This is a genomic window from Bacillus sp. 11C (assembly GCF_055486375.1).
Genome location: NZ_JBUPVZ010000004.1, coordinates 149632 through 167393, shown reverse-complemented (window position 1 = coordinate 167393; position 17762 = coordinate 149632). Strand labels below are relative to the sequence as shown.

15 protein-coding genes are annotated in these 17762 nt (G+C 43.3%); all 15 read left to right on the top strand.

The features are described from left to right. Positions 1-107: 107 nt before the first annotated feature. The 15 genes from spoIIIE (at position 108) to ymdB (ending at position 17740) form a co-directional block, all read left to right on the top strand. On the top strand, positions 108-2477 hold the full coding sequence (gene spoIIIE / locus ACY3LV_RS07785) for a DNA translocase SpoIIIE (protein WP_464863611.1): 2370 nt from the start codon (positions 108-110) through the stop codon (positions 2475-2477). Between the two features lie 142 nt (positions 2478-2619). Beyond that, positions 2620-3345: a GntR family transcriptional regulator gene (locus ACY3LV_RS07780; protein WP_087991649.1), complete on the top strand. Its 726-nt coding sequence runs from the start codon at positions 2620-2622 to the stop codon at positions 3343-3345. Between the two features lie 138 nt (positions 3346-3483). After that, complete coding sequence (bcbE, locus tag ACY3LV_RS07775; RefSeq protein WP_464863610.1) at positions 3484-4695, top strand: bacillibactin exporter BcbE; 1212 nt, start codon at positions 3484-3486, stop codon at positions 4693-4695. A 339-nt stretch (positions 4696-5034) separates the two neighbouring features. Beyond that, positions 5035-6315, top strand: coding sequence for an EF-P 5-aminopentanol modification-associated protein YfmF (yfmF, locus tag ACY3LV_RS07770; RefSeq protein WP_148961792.1), 1281 nt, complete (start codon positions 5035-5037; stop codon positions 6313-6315). Beyond that, positions 6312-7598, top strand: a complete 1287-nt coding sequence (gene yfmH / locus ACY3LV_RS07765; RefSeq protein ID WP_464863609.1) for an EF-P 5-aminopentanol modification-associated protein YfmH — start codon at positions 6312-6314, stop codon at positions 7596-7598. The genes yfmF and yfmH overlap by 4 nt, the downstream gene beginning before the upstream one ends. A gap of 53 nt (positions 7599-7651) precedes the next feature. Then, positions 7652-8380, top strand: a complete 729-nt coding sequence (gene ymfI, locus ACY3LV_RS07760) for an elongation factor P 5-aminopentanone reductase (RefSeq protein ID WP_464863608.1) — start codon at positions 7652-7654, stop codon at positions 8378-8380. A gap of 80 nt (positions 8381-8460) precedes the next feature. Further along, on the top strand, positions 8461-8718 hold the full coding sequence (locus ACY3LV_RS07755; RefSeq protein ID WP_087991653.1) for a DUF3243 domain-containing protein: 258 nt from the start codon (positions 8461-8463) through the stop codon (positions 8716-8718). 130 nt (positions 8719-8848) lie between these two features. Continuing rightward, positions 8849-9640 carry a DUF3388 domain-containing protein gene (locus ACY3LV_RS07750; protein ID WP_087991654.1) on the top strand — a complete coding sequence of 264 codons (792 nt, stop codon included), beginning with the start codon at positions 8849-8851 and terminating at the stop codon, positions 9638-9640. A gap of 18 nt (positions 9641-9658) precedes the next feature. Continuing rightward, the gene (gene rodZ / locus ACY3LV_RS07745) at positions 9659-10573 is read left to right on the top strand and encodes a cell shape determination protein RodZ (protein ID WP_464863607.1); all 915 of its coding nucleotides are present in this window, start codon (positions 9659-9661) and stop codon (positions 10571-10573) included. A gap of 49 nt (positions 10574-10622) precedes the next feature. Continuing rightward, positions 10623-11204, top strand: coding sequence for a CDP-diacylglycerol--glycerol-3-phosphate 3-phosphatidyltransferase (gene pgsA, locus ACY3LV_RS07740; RefSeq protein ID WP_087991656.1), 582 nt, complete (start codon positions 10623-10625; stop codon positions 11202-11204). Positions 11205-11222: 18 nt separating this feature from the next. Beyond that, positions 11223-12473: a competence/damage-inducible protein A gene (locus ACY3LV_RS07735; RefSeq protein ID WP_464863606.1), complete on the top strand. Its 1251-nt coding sequence runs from the start codon at positions 11223-11225 to the stop codon at positions 12471-12473. Between the two features lie 172 nt (positions 12474-12645). Next, positions 12646-13689 carry a recombinase RecA gene (gene recA / locus ACY3LV_RS07730; RefSeq protein ID WP_333560410.1) on the top strand — a complete coding sequence of 348 codons (1044 nt, stop codon included), beginning with the start codon at positions 12646-12648 and terminating at the stop codon, positions 13687-13689. 168 nt (positions 13690-13857) lie between these two features. Continuing rightward, positions 13858-15033: a serine hydrolase domain-containing protein gene (locus tag ACY3LV_RS07725; protein ID WP_333560409.1), complete on the top strand. Its 1176-nt coding sequence runs from the start codon at positions 13858-13860 to the stop codon at positions 15031-15033. A 276-nt stretch (positions 15034-15309) separates the two neighbouring features. Then, positions 15310-16872: a ribonuclease Y gene (rny, locus tag ACY3LV_RS07720; protein WP_003221010.1), complete on the top strand. Its 1563-nt coding sequence runs from the start codon at positions 15310-15312 to the stop codon at positions 16870-16872. Between the two features lie 73 nt (positions 16873-16945). Continuing rightward, the gene (gene ymdB / locus ACY3LV_RS07715) at positions 16946-17740 is read left to right on the top strand and encodes a 2',3'-cyclic-nucleotide 2'-phosphodiesterase (RefSeq protein WP_333560408.1); all 795 of its coding nucleotides are present in this window, start codon (positions 16946-16948) and stop codon (positions 17738-17740) included. Positions 17741-17762 lie beyond the last annotated feature (22 nt).

Genomic DNA, 17762 nt, shown 5'->3' with positions numbered 1-17762 from the left:
AAAATATGCTATAATAGGGGAATCCTACAGAAAAAACGCAGCCTGTAAACGGCTGCTTTCTTCATTATGTATGAACTTACATTTTTTAACGCAGTAAGGTGATGAGTGTGGCAAAGAAAAAACGAAAATCAAGAAAAAAACAGGCGAAACAGCTCAATATAAAATACGAACTTAACGGATTGCTGTGTATAGCCATTTCAATTATCGCGATTCTGCAGCTTGGGGTAGTCGGGCAAACCTTTATCTATTTGTTCCGCTTTTTTGCTGGAGAGTGGTTTATTTTATGCTTGTTAGGTCTATTGGTGTTAGGAGTCTCGCTGTTTTGGAAGAAGAAAACGCCGAGCCTATTAACGAGGCGAAAGGCCGGACTGTACTGTATTATCGCAAGCATATTGCTGCTTTCTCACGTGCAGCTGTTTAAAAATTTGACGCACAATGGGTCGATTGAGTCTGCAAGCGTGGTGCGCAACACATGGGAATTGTTTTTGATGGATATGAATGGAAGATCCGCTTCACCTGATTTAGGCGGAGGGATGATCGGAGCTTTGCTGTTTGCGGCTTCACACTTTTTATTTGCGTCAACCGGTTCTCAGATTATGGCGATTGTCATGATTTTGATCGGAATGATTTTAGTCACAGGGCGCTCTCTTCAAGAAACGCTGAAAAAGTGGATGAGCCCGATTGGCCGCTTTATAAAAGAACAATGGTTTGCATTTATTGATGATATGAAATCCGTCAAAACAAATATGAAGTCTTCGAAAAAAACGAAAGCGCCGAGCAAAAAACAAAAACCGGCCCGCAAAAAACAGCAATTGGAACAAGAGCCTTCTGATGAAGAGGGGGACCTGGAAACGGAAACGGCATCGCCCCTCATTCATTCAGAGCCGATTATCTCAAGCTTTTCAGATCGGAATGAAAATGAAGAGTCTCCAGCCATAGAAAAGCGAGCTGAACCTGTATCAGAGCCGCTTCAGGAGATCCAGACTGAGACCGGTGATCAGGAAACTGTTTCTGCTCCCCCTATGACCTTTACGGAGCTTGAAAACAAGGATTATGAGATGCCGTCACTGGATTTACTGGCCGATCCGAAGCATACCGGCCAGCAGGCAGATAAAAAGAATATTTATGAAAATGCGAGAAAGCTCGAACACACCTTCCAAAGCTTTGGCGTAAAGGCGAAAGTCACACAGGTTCATCTCGGCCCGGCCGTAACAAAATATGAAGTGTATCCTGATGTCGGAGTGAAGGTTAGCAAAATTGTGAATTTAAGCGATGATTTAGCGCTAGCACTTGCTGCGAAGGATATCAGGATAGAGGCGCCAATACCAGGAAAATCAGCAATTGGAATTGAGGTGCCGAATGCAGAAGTGGCGATGGTATCGCTGAAGGAAGTGCTGGAGTCTAAATTAAACGACAGACCGGATGCGAAGCTGCTAATTGGACTTGGCCGCAATATTTCAGGTGAAGCTGTGCTGGCTGAGTTAAACAAGATGCCCCACCTTTTAGTCGCAGGCGCAACCGGAAGCGGGAAGAGCGTTTGTGTCAACGGCATTATTACAAGTATCTTGATGCGCGCGAAACCGCATGAAGTGAAAATGATGATGATCGATCCTAAAATGGTAGAGCTGAATGTCTACAACGGGATTCCGCATTTGCTTGCTCCAGTTGTAACCGATCCGAAAAAAGCGTCCCAGGCTTTGAAAAAGGTTGTCAATGAAATGGAGAGGCGGTACGAATTATTTTCTCATACGGGTACAAGAAATATTGAAGGATACAATGATTATATAAAACGCTCTAATAATGAAGAAGAAGCGAAACAGCCGGAGCTGCCCTATATCGTTGTCATTGTGGACGAGCTTGCCGATCTCATGATGGTCGCTTCATCTGATGTGGAAGATTCGATTACGAGATTGTCCCAAATGGCGCGGGCTGCCGGCATCCATCTCATCATTGCGACACAGAGGCCGTCGGTTGACGTTATCACAGGGGTGATCAAAGCGAATATTCCGTCACGAATCGCGTTCAGCGTTTCTTCACAGACGGATTCAAGGACGATTCTTGACATGGGTGGCGCTGAGAAGCTGCTCGGCCGCGGCGATATGCTGTTTTTGCCTGTCGGGGCTAACAAACCTGTCCGCGTGCAGGGAGCATTTTTGTCGGATGACGAAGTGGAGAAGATCGTCGACCATGTGATTACGCAGCAGAAAGCGCAATATCAGGAAGAAATGATTCCTGAGGAGACTACGGAAACGCATTCCGAGGTTACCGATGAACTTTATGATGAAGCTGTTGAATTAATCGTCGGCATGCAGACGGCATCTGTTTCAATGCTGCAAAGAAGATTCAGAATCGGTTATACGAGGGCGGCGCGCCTCATTGACGCAATGGAGGAACGAGGCGTTGTCGGGCCATATGAAGGCAGCAAACCGAGAGAAGTTTTATTATCCAAAGAGAAATATGATGAACTCTCTTCTTAATGAAGGGAGTTCAGCTTTCTTTAGTTATCGATAATAACATTATGTAAACTGCAACCTTTCTATTTATTTTTTCGACAAAACATGATATAGTTGTCCCAATTGTTCAATAATTTTTATCGAAAGTGGTTTACGGAGGGAAAACATGTCTACAAAAGCTGATAATCGGCACTTGTATTTAAAAGTAATTGAACGAATTAAAGAGGATATTAAAAATGGAATCTACACTGAGAAGGAAAAGCTGCCTTCTGAATTTGAGCTTTCCAAAAAGCTCGGCGTCAGCAGAGCGACGCTAAGAGAAGCCTTGCGGATCCTTGAAGAAGAGCATGTGATTATCAGAAGGCATGGTGTAGGCACTTTTGTCCATTCTAAGCCGTTATTTCTTTCGGGCATTGAACAGCTGAACAGTGTAACCAAGATGATTGAACAGGCAAATATGACGCCTGGCACGATTTTTCTATCATCACAAGTGCTTATGCCGTCTGAGGATGATATGATGAGATTTCACTTGGAAGAGGGGCAGGAACTTTTTTACCTCGAACGAGTCAGGACAGCTAACGGACAGCCGATTGTGTATTGTATAGACAAAATTCCGATGGATATTTTGCCGAATTCTTTTTCTCACCAGCAAGAATCTATGTTTGATTTACTTGAGAAAAATTCAGGCTCCGTGATCAGCTATGCCGTGACTGATATTGAGCCGATCGGCTATCATGATACCATTTCTCCGGTGCTTGAATGCGATCCGGAAACAGCTCTTTTGCTGTTAAAACAAACCCATTACGATCAGCACGATAAACCGGTGCTTTACTCTTTAAATTACTTTAGAGCGGATAAATTCAGATTTCATGTTTTGCGTAAACGATTCTAAAACGGACGCCTGTGATGTGTCTGTTTTTTTATTTGCACTGATTCATGTTTCTTTGTACATACTTTCACGCCCGTTAACGCAAGATATAAGGGATGACAAGAAAGTGAATGGGTGAAAATGTTGAGAAAGAAAGATGGAATGAAACATATTATTGCATTGTCTTCCGTACCGCTTGTGATGACACTTGGAAATTCCATGCTGATTCCCGTTCTGCCGATGATGGAAAAAAAGCTGTCGGTGACTTCATTTCAAGTGTCTTTAATCATTACTGTATATTCGGTGGTGGCAATTATTTGCATACCGATTGCGGGGTATCTGTCAGATCGATTCGGGAGGAAAAAAATATTGCTTCCATGTCTCCTCATTGCAGGATTGGGAGGGGCGGTGGCTGCTTTTGCTTCAACCTATATGAAAAATCCCTACGCTATGATTTTGGCGGGGAGGGTTCTTCAAGGCATCGGTTCAGCAGGTGCAGCTCCTATCGTCATGCCGTTTATCGGCGATTTGTTTGAAGGAGACGATGAAAAGGTCAGCGCCGGTCTTGGCGATATTGAAACCGCCAACACATCAGGGAAGGTACTGAGTCCTATACTTGGCGCCTTACTGGCTACCTGGTACTGGTTTGTACCATTTTGGTTTATTCCGTTTTTCTGTTTGATCAGCTTTTTGCTAGTATTGTTTCTGGTGGCCAAACCTGAAGAAGATGAGGATGCACCTGCGGTTTCTGAGTTTATTAAGAATGTGCGGGAAATCTTTAAGCAGGACGGACGCTGGCTTTATACGGTTTTTATTATCGGGTGTGTCATTATGTTTCTGTTATTCGGCGTACTATTTTATTTATCAGATACGCTGGAAAAGAAGTATGCCATTGACGGAGTGGCTAAAGGCGGATTACTGGCAATCCCACTTTTATTTTTGTCAACCAGTTCCTATATAGCTGGCAAAAAGATTGGCAAAGATAAAAGCCGAATGAAGTTTTGTGTTGTTACAGGAATGATTATGTTAAGCCTTTCGTATATAGCTTTGTGGTGGAATCACAGTTTTTATTTTTTATTTGTCTTTTTAAGTTTTGGCGGGGTTGGAATTGGAATGGCTCTTCCTGCTTTAGATGCACTGATAACCGAAGGGATTGAAAGCGAGGAATGCGGAACCATTTCCTCCTTTTACAATAGCATGCGCTTTATAGGGGTAGCTCTCGGCCCCCCTGTGTTTGCGGCATTAATGTCTAATGCAGACTGGCTGATTTTTATTCTATCGGCGTTTTGCAGCATCGTTGCTTTATTCTTAGTCATCTTCACTGTGGATACTAAAAAAAGTGAGGAGGAAGAAAAAAACTTGGGGACGGTCTAGCCAACCGTCTTTTTTTCGCTGTGAAAATAGCGAATATTGACAATCTTCTCTCGCATCATTATGCTGTAATTTATAATCGGAAGACTGTCGTTCTGACAGGGCTTCTCTTTGAGCACATTTATCGTTCTGCCGCTGTTTGTGCCTGTCATGGTGCGGCTATTCGGCGGCGGCCTTTCAAATCAAAAAGGATGAATCGATACAGCCCCCGTCTTGTCTGGCGGAGGTTATTATTTCCTTATAAATCCTACAGTTGCTATAATTACATGAAAGAGTGATTCTGCGTATGCTGAAAATGGGTCATAATACATACTAATAAGAAATGAACGAAGGAGGTTCCATATGTCATATGTAAATGAAATCAAAACAAAGCATGGCGGTTTAACCGCGCACATTGTAGAAACAGAAAAATTCAAAACCGTCTCGCTTATTTTTAAAATGCTTGCGCCGCTGACAAAGGAGCAAGTCACCAAAAGGGCGCTGCTCCCGCATGTGCTCCTTCGCGGAACAAAAAGCCATCCGAAAACCGCAGAATTACGTTCTTATTTAGATGAACTGTACGGCACGTCCGTTTCAGCTGATCTTTCGAAAAAAGGAGAGCGGCACGTCATTACGTTCAGGCTTGAAATCCCGAATGAAAAATATTTAAAAAATCAAACGCCGCTTCTTGAAAAAGGACTGCAGCTTCTCGCAGAAATCGTCTTTTCACCTGCTCTGGAGGAGGGCGCTTTTCAATCACAATATGTGGCTCAGGAAAAACGGACGCTCAAGCAGAGAATCCAAGCGGTCTATGATGATAAAATGCGCTACTCGAATTTAAGGCTGATACAGGAAATGTGCAAAAATGAGCCTTACGCGCTCCATGTCAATGGGGAAATGGAAGATGTCGATGCCATTACAGCTGATCAATTATATGAAACATACCAAAGCGCTATCCAAAAAGACCAGCTTGATCTTTATGTCGTTGGCGATGTGGACAGTAACCAAGTGCAAGCGTCAATTGACAAGTATTTTCAAACAGAAGAGCGCACCCTTGGCATGATTAAAAACAATCACTCTGAGCAAAACGCACAGCCTAAAGAAGTAATTGATGATGAAGATGTCAAACAAGGGAAGTTGAATATTGGCTACCGCACCAGTATCACTTATACGGATCAGGATTATCCTGCCTTGCAAGTGTTTAACGGGCTGTTTGGCGGATTCTCTCACTCCAAGCTTTTCATCAATGTTCGGGAAAAAGCCAGTCTTGCATACTACGCCGCTTCGCGTATAGAAAGTTTTAAAGGCTTGTTAATGGTGATGTCAGGCATTGAAGTGAAAAATTATGAACAGGCTGTTTCTATTATTACTGAGCAATTTCAGGCAATGAAAAACGGCGAATACAGTGAGCAGGATATCGCTCAGACAAAGGCTGTCATTCGAAATCAAGTGCTAGAAACCATTGATACTGCGTACGGTCTATCTGAATTTTTATATCAGCAGGCTGCTGCCCAAGTCGATATTCCAATCGAAGACTTTCTCGCCAATATTGATCAGGTCACAAAAGAGGATATCATGAAAGCCGGCGAAAAGATTCAGCTTGATACGACTTATTTCTTAAAAGGGACGGAGGGTGCATCTTGATCAAACCAATCAAATATGAACAGCTTCAGGAGACGCTGTACCATGAAAAAATGACAAACGGCCTTGACGTTTACGTTTTGCCGAAAAAAGGCTTCAACAAGACGTATGCGGTTTTCACTACAAAGTATGGTTCTATAGATAACCGATTCGTCCCTTTAGGTAAAAATGAAATGGTTCACGTGCCGGACGGCATCGCTCATTTTCTTGAGCACAAGCTGTTTGAAAAAGCGGATGGAGACGTTTTTCAAGATTTCAGCAAACAGGGCGCTTCTGCTAATGCGTTTACGTCATTTACAAGAACGGCTTATCTTTTCTCAAGCACATCGAATGTTGAACGCAATTTAGAGACGCTGATCGATTTTGTGCAGGATCCGTATTTTACTGAAAAAACGGTTGAAAAGGAAAAAGGGATTATCGGGCAGGAGATTAACATGTACGACGACAACCCTGATTGGAGGCTTTACTTCGGGGTCATTGAAAACATGTACAAAGAACATCCTGTCAGAATTGACATAGCGGGAACAGTGGAAAGCATCTCACATATTACAAAAGACAATCTTTATGAATGCTATGAAACGTTTTATCACCCGAGTAACATGCTCCTCTTCATTGTCGGTCCTGTAGATCCTGAAGCGATCATTTCTCAGGTAAGAGAAAATCAGGAGAGAAAGCCGTATACAGACCAGCCGGAGATCAAACGTGAAGAAGTAAAAGAGCAAGAAGCGGTTTTCCGGAAAGAAAAAGAGATTAAAATGAATGTGCAGGGACCGAAATGCCTTGTCGGGCTGAAATCAAAGAATCCGTTTAAATTAGGGAAAGAGCTGTTAAAGCATGAACTTTCAATGAACTTATTGCTTGAATCTCTTTTCGGCAAAAGCTCTGCCCAGTACGAATCACTTTATGAAAAAGGGTATATTGACGAAACGTTCAGCTTTGATTTTACTGCTGAATATGGGTTCGGTTTTGCGGCGATCGGCGGCGATACACCCGAACCTGATCAATTGGCTGAAGACATTTCAAGCATGCTTCTGCGCGCCGGTGAATTGATTACTGCTGAAAAGATTGAACTTGCCAGAAAGAAAAAGATCGGTACATTTCTAAAAGCGCTGAATTCACCTGAATACATCGCCAATCAATTTACCCGTTATGCTTTCTTGGATATGAGCCTGTTTGACGTCGTATCGGTTCTCGAGCAAATTACCCTCGAAGATGTCCGGCAAGTCATACAAGAGGAAATTGCTGCAGACAGATTGACTGTCTGTAAGGTTGTTCCCAAATCATAACAAAACATCCCTCCTGTGTGAGGGGTGTTTTTCTGCGGAAAGAAGGAAAGAGGATGAAAAAAACAGCATTGATCACCGGAGCAAGCGGCGGCATCGGTAAAAGCATAAGCGAAACGCTTGCGGCAGAGGGATACAATCTGCTGCTGCATTACAATACAAATCAAAACGCAGCATCGGAGCTTGCTGAAAAACTAAGAGAGGCGTTTGGCGTTCATGCTGAGATTTTGCAAGCCGATCTGTCCGTACCGGAAGGAGCAGATAAGCTGACAAGATCAATTGTTCAGCCGGTTGATGCCATTATTTTAAATAGCGGCAGAAGCCATTTTGGGTTGATTACAGATGTAGATAATGCAACGGTCCAGGAAATGGTTCAGCTCCATGTGGCAAGTCCGTATATGTTGACGAGAAACCTTCTTTCAGGCATGATCCGGAATAAAACAGGAGCGATTGTGGCTGTCAGTTCTATTTGGGGAGAGACTGGTGCATCTTGTGAAGTGCTGTACAGTATGGCAAAGGGAGCTCAACACTCGTTTGTAAAAGGACTGGCTAAGGAGCTGGCGCCAAGCGGAATCAGAGTAAACGCTGTAGCGCCGGGCGCGGTTGATACAAATATGATGAATCAATTTACTCCGTCTGAAAAAGAAGAGATCGCTGATGAGATCCCGATCGGCCGACTGGCCCGGCCGCAAGAAATTGCGGATGCAACAGTTTTTCTCCTGTCTGAAAAAGCGTCATATATCACCGGCCAAATTCTGTCGGTGAATGGCGGCTGGCACTGCTGATCCGAAAATATTCGGTGTATAGTTTCTTTTGCGAAGGACACAATAATCTTGTAACTTCACATGAAATGGAGGAAACGAGCATGTCAGTATTAGAAAACTGGGATAACTGGAAAAACTTCCTTGGCGACCGTTTGAACTATGCGCAAGATAAAGGCATGAGCCAGGATACCATTACAGAACTTGCGACAGAAATCGGCGGTTACTTGGCTAATGAAGTGGAATCTAAAAACGAGCAGGAAAAAGTGCTGGCAGATCTTTGGAGCGTAGCATCAAAAGATGAACAGCACGCTATTGCCAATATGATGGTTAAGCTTGTTGAAAATAACAGCACTCACTAGGAAGAGAGGAGATTTTTCCTCTCTTTTTTTATGTTTTCCTCATCACAGCAACATTCTTCTTTCTAATTAGAGAAAAATGCTTTATGATAAAGGAAGGTAAAATTTTGCCACAATGAAGGGGGTATATCATTTGGCAAAGCTCGAATGGTATTTTGAATATGAAATTCAAGTGAACCGCCCCGGACTGCTCGGGGATATTTCATCTCTTCTTGGGATGCTTTCTATTAACATCGTAACGATAAACGGCGTCGATCTTTCCAGAAGGGGAATGCTCCTCAGGTGCCGCCATATAGATCAAATTAAACGATTAGAATCAATCTTAAAAACGATGGAAACAATTAAAGTAACGAAGCTGAGAGAACCGAGGCTTCGCGACCGTCTTGCCGTACGTCACGGCCGTTACATTCAAAGGGATGCCGATGACAAGAAAACGTTCCGCTTTGAACGAGACGAGCTAGGCTTATTAGTCGATTTTATGGCCGAACTGTTCAAAAAAGAAGGCCATAAATTAATCGGAATCCGAGGTATGCCGCGTGTCGGAAAAACGGAATCAATCGTGGCCTCCAGCGTGTGTGCAAGCAAAAGGTGGCTGTTTGTGTCATCAACCTTGCTGAAGCAGACAATAAGAAGCCAGCTGATTGCCGATGAATACAGCACTGAAAATGTTTTTATCGTTGATGGAATTGTATCAACACGAAGAGGGTCAGAACGCCATCTCCAGCTGGTCAGAGAAATCATGAGGCTGCCTGCAACAAAAGTGGTGGAGCATCCTGACATATTCGTTCAAAACACAGAGTATACACTAGATGACTTTGATTATATTATTGAACTGAGAAATGGCCCCGATGAGGTTATTACATATGAACATGCTGAGGAACCCCAACTGTTTGATCAATCCGGGTTTTCAAGCTTTGATTTTTAAAATTGGAAGGTGTTTGTTGTGACTGAACTAGGAATCCGGCTGAAAGAGGCCAGAGAGGAAAAAGCAATGTCATTGGATGATCTCCAAGCGGCAACAAAGATTCAAAAAAGGTATTTAACCGCCTTGGAGGAAGGAAACTATGACATTATTCCGGGGAAGTTTTATGTTCGGGCATTCATCAAGCAATATGCCGAAGCCGTCGGGCTTGATGCCGATCAGCTGTTTGAGGAGCATAAAAAAGATATCCCGAATACGTATCATGACGATGTGTCTGAAAAGATCTCGGGCATGAAGCTTCAAAAGGAGATGCCAAAGTCGGCATCTAAGGCGCTGGAACTGCTGCCAACGATACTTGTGATTCTAGGTGTAATTGTTGTGATTGCGATTGTGTACGCGATCATACAATTTACGAATCATAAAAGCAGCGATAATAATCATTCAGCTTCGGAAAAATCAATTACGCAAAGTGAAAGCAAGTACGAAATCCCTAAAGATTCAACGCTAAAAGAGAATCAAAATAACAGCTCTGAAAAAGAGGCTGACACTAAAAAAGAAACAAAAGAAAATGAAGATAAAAAAGAAGAAAGTGACAGTGATAAACTGGAGATTAAAGCAACTGGCACTGAAGGATCGTTAACAACTTATGAAGTGTCCGGCGCTGATATAATCGAGCTTGAACTGAAGGCATCAGACAGCTCTTGGATTCGAGTGCGCGATGAAAACAGCAGCTCTTTAAAAGAGGGAACGCTGAAAAAAGACGAAACCTATAAAAAAGACATAACCGATCAGAAACAAGTTGAAATCCGCACCGGATATGCACCTAATCTGAAAATAAAAATTAACGGTAAGGTTCTTTCCTATGAACTTGATCCGAAAGATGTGATGGCACAAACCATAAAGATTGTAAATAAAAAGGAAGAAAAGTCATCTTAATTACCAGGTGACTTTTCTTCACGTCCGAGTATGAAATTGGAGGGGCTTTATGTTTAACTTACCAAATAAAATCACACTAGCTAGAATCGCATTAATCCCAATCTTCATGGTGATCATGCTGGCGCCGTTTGACTGGGGCAGGCTCGAATTTGGAGACGAATCGATCCCAGTCGCACACTTGGCGGGCGCCATTCTATTTATTGTTGCAGCGACAACAGACTGGGTGGACGGGTATTATGCCCGAAAGCTGAATCTCGTGACAAACTTCGGGAAATTTCTTGATCCGCTTGCGGACAAACTGCTTGTATCCGCAGCGTTAATTATCCTTGTTCAATTTGATCTTGCTCCAGCTTGGATGGTCATTGTGATTATCAGCCGGGAGTTTGCCGTGACAGGTTTAAGGCTTGTCTTAGCCGGAACTGGAGAAGTCGTAGCAGCTAATATGCTTGGTAAAATTAAAACCTGGGCACAAATCATTGCGGTTTCCGCATTGCTTCTTCATAATCTTCCGTTTGAACTTGTGTCATTCCCGTTTGCTGACTTGGCGCTGTGGGTAGCCGTCTTCTTTACTGTCGTTTCAGGCTGGGAATACTTCTCCAAAAATTGGGAAGCGCTGAAAACATCTAATTAAGAAAGAAGGACTTACGTCATGGAATTTCCAAAAAAAGCAGAAATTATTGCAGTCGGTTCTGAGCTGCTGCTTGGCCAAATCGCCAATACAAATGCTCAATTTATCAGCAAACAGCTCGCTGAAATCGGAGTGAACGTATTTTATCATACAGCAGTCGGAGATAATCCGGAGCGGCTGAAGCAGGTCATCCGTACTGCTGAAGAACGATCTGACTTCATTGTTTTTTCAGGAGGTCTCGGACCGACAAAAGATGATCTGACGAAAGAAACGATTGCAAATGTACTGGGCCGTCCGCTCGTATTAAATGATGAAGCGTTCCAATCCATTGAGGATTATTTCAAACGGACAAAACGAACGATGTCACCTAATAACCGAAAACAGGCGCTTGTGATCGAAGGATCTGACGTACTGGCGAATCACTTCGGAATGGCGCCGGGAATGCTCACAGAGCACGATTCGCGCTTTTATATGCTTCTTCCTGGGCCGCCAAGCGAATTGCGTCCCATGTTTGAAAACGAGGCAAAACCTCTTCTGCTGAAAAAGATGGGCTCAAATGAAAAAATTGTATCAACCGTTCTTCGCTTTTTCGGTATCGGCGAATCTCAGCTTGAAGCTGACTTGGAAGATATTATTGATGCGCAAACGAACCCGACAATCGCTCCTTTGGCGGCTGACGGAGAGGTAACGCTGCGTCTGACAGCCAAACATGCTGACGAAAAGGAAACGGAGCGTCTGTTAAAAGAAACAGAGGCTGTTATCTTAGAACGTGTCGGGGAATTTTTCTATGGCTACGATGATACTTCCCTTGTAAAAGAGCTTTCTAAAGCATGTAAGGAAAAAGGCATTACGATTGCCGCCGCAGAAAGCTTTACCGGCGGGCTGTTTTCTGAATGGCTGACGGATCTTAGCGGTGCTTCAACACTATTTACCGGCGGCGTTGTTTGCTATTCAAACGACGTGAAGCAGCATGTGCTTGGCGTCAAGAATGACACTTTAGACTGTTTTGGGGCGGTCAGCAAGGAGTGCGCATCAGAGCTGGCAAAGGGTGTTCAAAAGCTCACTGGCAGCGATATCGGCATCAGCTTTACCGGTGTAGCAGGTCCTGATACGCAAGAAGGGCATGAGCCTGGACATGTGTTTATCGGCATTTCAGCAAATGGAAAAGAAGAGGTTCACGAGTTTCACTTTGCGGGTTCCAGAACGGGAATCAGAAAACGCGGCGCCAAATACGGCTGCCATTTAATCTTGAAGCTTTTAGAACAAAAATAATATTTTCAGCACATTATCCTCCTAAGAAAACATGATTTCTCTGATCCATTATGGTATTTTGATAGAAATCACGCCAAGAAAAAATCCGAATATGCGTTCGCTTTTTTCTTGGCAAATCCCTTCAAACAGGGTATAGTATATGTAGTGGTAACATAAAGGAGGAAAAAATAGAATGAGTGATCGTCAGGCAGCCTTAGATATGGCTCTTAAACAAATAGAAAAACAGTTCGGCAAAGGTTCCATTATGAAACTGGGAGAAAAGACAGATACAAGAATTTCTACTGTCCCAAGCGGCTCCCTCACTCTTGATACGGCACTAGGAATTGGCGGATATCCGCGCGGACGGATTATTGAAGTATACGGTCCTGAAAGCTCGGGTAAAACAACTGTGGCGCTTCATGCGATTGCTGAGGTTCAGCAGCAGGGCGGACAAGCCGCGTTTATCGATGCAGAGCATGCGTTAGACCCGGTATACGCGCAAAAGCTCGGTGTCAACATCGAAGAGCTTTTACTGTCTCAGCCTGACACAGGCGAGCAGGCGCTTGAAATTGCGGAAGCGTTGGTTCGAAGCGGTGCAGTTGACATTGTTGTTGTCGACTCTGTGGCGGCTCTCGTTCCGAAAGCGGAAATTGAAGGCGACATGGGAGATTCGCATGTTGGTTTACAAGCACGCTTAATGTCTCAAGCGCTTCGTAAGCTTTCAGGAGCCATTAACAAATCGAAGACAATCGCGATTTTCATTAACCAAATTCGTGAAAAAGTCGGTGTTATGTTCGGGAACCCGGAAACAACTCCCGGCGGCCGTGCGCTGAAGTTCTACTCTTCCGTACGTCTAGAAGTGCGCCGTGCTGAACAGCTGAAACAAGGCAACGACGTAATGGGGAACAAAACGAAAATCAAAGTCGTGAAAAACAAGGTGGCACCGCCGTTCCGTACAGCCGAAGTTGATATTATGTACGGAGAAGGCATTTCAAAAGAAGGCGAAATCATTGATCTTGGAACTGAACTTGATATCGTGCAAAAAAGCGGTTCATGGTACTCTTATGAAGAAGAGCGTCTTGGACAAGGCCGTGAAAATGCAAAACAATTCTTGAAAGAAAATAAAGATATCATGCTAATGATCCAGGAGCAAATTCGCGAACATTATGGCTTGGATAATAACGGAGCAGTGCAGCAAGCTGAAGAGGCACAAGAAGAATTAGAATTTAAAGAATAAAAATAAAATCAGTTTGAAATGATACAAAAGGCTGGGTGAAAAACTCAGCCTTTTTATTTTTGTAAAAAATGATAAAAATATTGCTTTTTTTGACAACTTTTTCAGTGACTCATTCGTCTAACAAAACGTGTGCAAAATGGATTTATTTATTTTGGGAGGAAAAAATAAATGACAAGCCCAACCAGCAGAAGAACTGCGAAACGCAGACGGAAAAAACTAAATAAAAGAGGCAAACTTTTGCTTGGTTTTTTAGCGGCGATGATTTGCTTTTCGATTTGGAATGCGCTTCATCGAGATAGTGAAGAGAACGAGCCATCTCAAGAAACTGCAGCAGTTTCAGATACCGGTCAGAAAAAAGAGGCTAAAAAGAAAACCGCCAAAAAAACAGAGGAACAAATCAAAACAGTGGACCGCAATCAAAAAATCAGCAATTATTTAAATGAGATCGGTTTCAGCGGAACAGCCATGATTGTCAGAAATGGAGAAATCGTAACTCATAAAGGTTTTGGTTATGCAGACCGTAAACATCACATTTACAATAATCCTTTGACATCTTTTTATGTCGGTTCGTCACAAAAAGCGCTGATTGCAACCGCTATTTTGCAGCTTGAGGAAAAGGGGAAACTTCAGACAAGTGATCCGGTAAGCACGTATTTACCTCAATTCCCTAACGGACAAACGATTACTTTGAAGAATCTGCTCACACATACATCGGGAATAAACGGACATATTGAGGGTAACGGGGCAATCACTCCGGACGATTTAATAAAAGACATAGAACGTCAGGGAATCAAACGTCAGCCGGGCGTATGGGACTATCAGGATTCCAACTATTCTGTTCTCGCTTATATTGTTGCTGAAGCAAGCGGTGAGTCCTATGAACAATACATAACGAATCATATTTTTAAACCGGCGGGGATGACGCATGCGGGCTTTTACAAAACATATCATAAAGAACCTTATCCGGCTGTCGGTTATAAGCTGAAGGCCAGAAGGTCAATTACACCATATATGCCCGATTTATCCCAGCTGTATGGAGCCGGTGATATCTATATGAGCGCTGTAGATATGTACAAATTTGACCGAGCGTTGATAGACGGAAAACTGTATTCGCAAAAAAGCTATGAAAAGATGTTTACGCCGGGGAGCAGCTCCACATACGGTATGGGATTTTATATTGCTCCCGGGAGCTATTCAAACCATGGTGTCATGCCGGGCTTCAACATCTTGAACAGTTTTAGCAAATCTGGGCAAACCATTGTTATTTTGTTGTCGAACATTCAAAATAACGCTAAACTGGGCCAAGTGAACAATAAAATATACCAGCTTCTGAATCAAGAGTGATTCATGATCTTTTTTTGGGAAGGATTGCACGCAGCACCAAAAAGGCAACTGGTCTGCAAACGTTAAGATGGCAAGCTTGACAAGTATTTCCGACACATTTACAATGAAGTTGTAACATTTGTTTTTTTAACATGATTGTTAAACCATTTAAACTTGACAAGGGCGATGAAAATACTCATTCCCTGTGAAGGTTCTGTATGTTGAGAAAACTAGACAATGTACATGCCGACACTTATTTAAGCAACAACCAAGTTCATAGCAAGAGGAGGTGAAAGTATGACCCCAATTATGATGGTTCTCATCTCCATTTTGCTGATTCTACTCGGTTTAGTTGTTGGCTACTTTGTTCGTAAAACCATTGCCGAAGCGAAAATTGCGGGCGCACGCGGTGCAGCCGAGCAAATTCTTGAAGATGCAAAGCGTGATGCTGAAGCACTGAAAAAAGAAGCTCTGCTTGAAGCAAAGGATGAAATCCACAAACTTCGAATAGATGCTGAACAGGAAGTTCGTGAAAGACGAAATGAGCTTCAAAAACAAGAAAACCGTTTACTCCAAAAGGAGGAAAACCTTGATCGCAAACATGAGGGAATTGATAAACGGGAAGCGATGTTGGAGAAGAAAGATCATTCTCTGAATGAACGACAACAACATATTGAAGAGATGGAAAGCAAAGTGGATGAGATGATTCGTATGCAGCAGTCAGAGTTGGAACGAATTTCGAGTCTGACTCGTGATGAGGCAAAACAAATCATTCTTGAACGGGTTGAAAACGAGCTTTCACATGACATCGCCATCATGACAAAAGAAACTGAAAACCGCGCGAAAGAAGAGGCGGATAAGAAAGCGAAAAACATTCTTTCACTCGCCTTACAGCGCTGCGCAGCGGACCACGTTGCTGAAACAACGGTATCAGTTGTTAATCTTCCAAATGATGAGATGAAAGGACGTATCATCGGACGGGAAGGGCGTAACATTCGTACGCTTGAAACGCTGACAGGAATTGACCTGATTATTGATGATACACCTGAAGCTGTCATTCTTTCCGGATTTGATCCGATCAGACGTGAGACAGCAAGGATTGCTCTTGATAAACTCGTTCAGGATGGCCGTATTCATCCGGCACGTATTGAAGAAATGGTAGAAAAATCTCGCCGCGAGGTCGATGACTATATTCGTGAGATGGGTGAGCAAACGACATTTGAGGTTGGCGTTCATGGCCTCCACCCAGATCTCATCAAGATTCTCGGCCGCTTAAAGTTCCGTACAAGCTATGGTCAAAATGTGCTTAAGCATTCCATGGAAGTCGCATTCTTGGCCGGTCTAATGGCATCGGAGCTTGGAGAAGACGCAAAGCTTGCTAAACGTGCAGGCCTACTTCACGACATCGGAAAAGCAATTGACCACGAAGTAGAAGGAAGCCACGTTGAAATCGGAGTTGAGCTTGCGACTAAATATAAAGAGCACCCAGTCGTGATTAACAGTATTGCATCACACCACGGGGATGAAGAGCCGACTTCCATTATCGCTGTGCTGGTAGCGGCAGCAGATGCGCTTTCCGCTGCAAGACCTGGCGCAAGAAGTGAGACGCTCGAGAATTATATTCGAAGACTTGAAAAGCTCGAAGAAATTTCTGAGTCCTACGAAGGTGTTGAAAAATCATTTGCCATTCAGGCTGGCCGCGAAGTGCGTATTATGGTGAAGCCGGATTCAATTAATGATCTTGAAGCTCATCGACTGGCGCGAGATATCCGTAAGCGAATTGAGGACGAGCTCGATTATCCAGGTCATATTAAAGTGACAGTAATCAGAGAAACCCGAGCCGTTGAGTATGCAAAATAAAGTGATGCGCTAAGCATCACTTTATTTTTTTGACGGCCAAAGAATTTTGAAGAATAGGAAGGATTTTTACAAAATGAGAATTTTATTTATCGGAGATGTTGTCGGTTCACCGGGCCGTGACATGGTCAAAGAATATGTACCAAAGCTAAAATCAAAATATAAGCCTCACTTTACTATTATTAATGGTGAAAATGCCGCACATGGAAAAGGCCTGACGGAAAAAAATTATCACAGCTTAATCCAGGCTGGCGCCGATGCAATCACAATGGGGAACCACACATGGGACAAAAAAGAAATTTTCGATTTTATAGATGACGTTCCGAACTTGGTTCGCCCTGCAAACTTTCCAGAAGGAACACCGGGAAAAGGGATCACATATGTGAAAGCAAACGGCAAAGAGCTTGCCGTCATTAATTTACAAGGACGCACGTTTTTACCGCCGCTTGATGATCCGTTTTTAAAAGCGGATGAGTTGATTGCCGAAGCTGCGAAAAGAACACCGTACATTTTTATCGACTTCCATGCCGAAGCGACAAGTGAAAAGCTCGCACTTGGCTGGTATACAGACGGCCGGGCATCAGCTGTCGTCGGAACTCATACACATGTGCAAACAGCGGATAGCCGCATTTTTCCAAAGGGTACGGCATATATTACTGATGTAGGGATGACTGGCCCATATGACGGTATACTGGGGATGGACAGAGAGACGATTATTAAGCGATTCAAAACGAACCTTCCAGTCCGCTTTACTGTCGCTGAAGGAAAAACAACGCTGAGCGGAGTTGTCATTGACATCGACGACCAAACGAAAAAGGCTGTCAAAATTGACCGGATCTTGATCAATGATGATCACATGTTCTTTGAATAATTGAACATATGGTTATTTTATA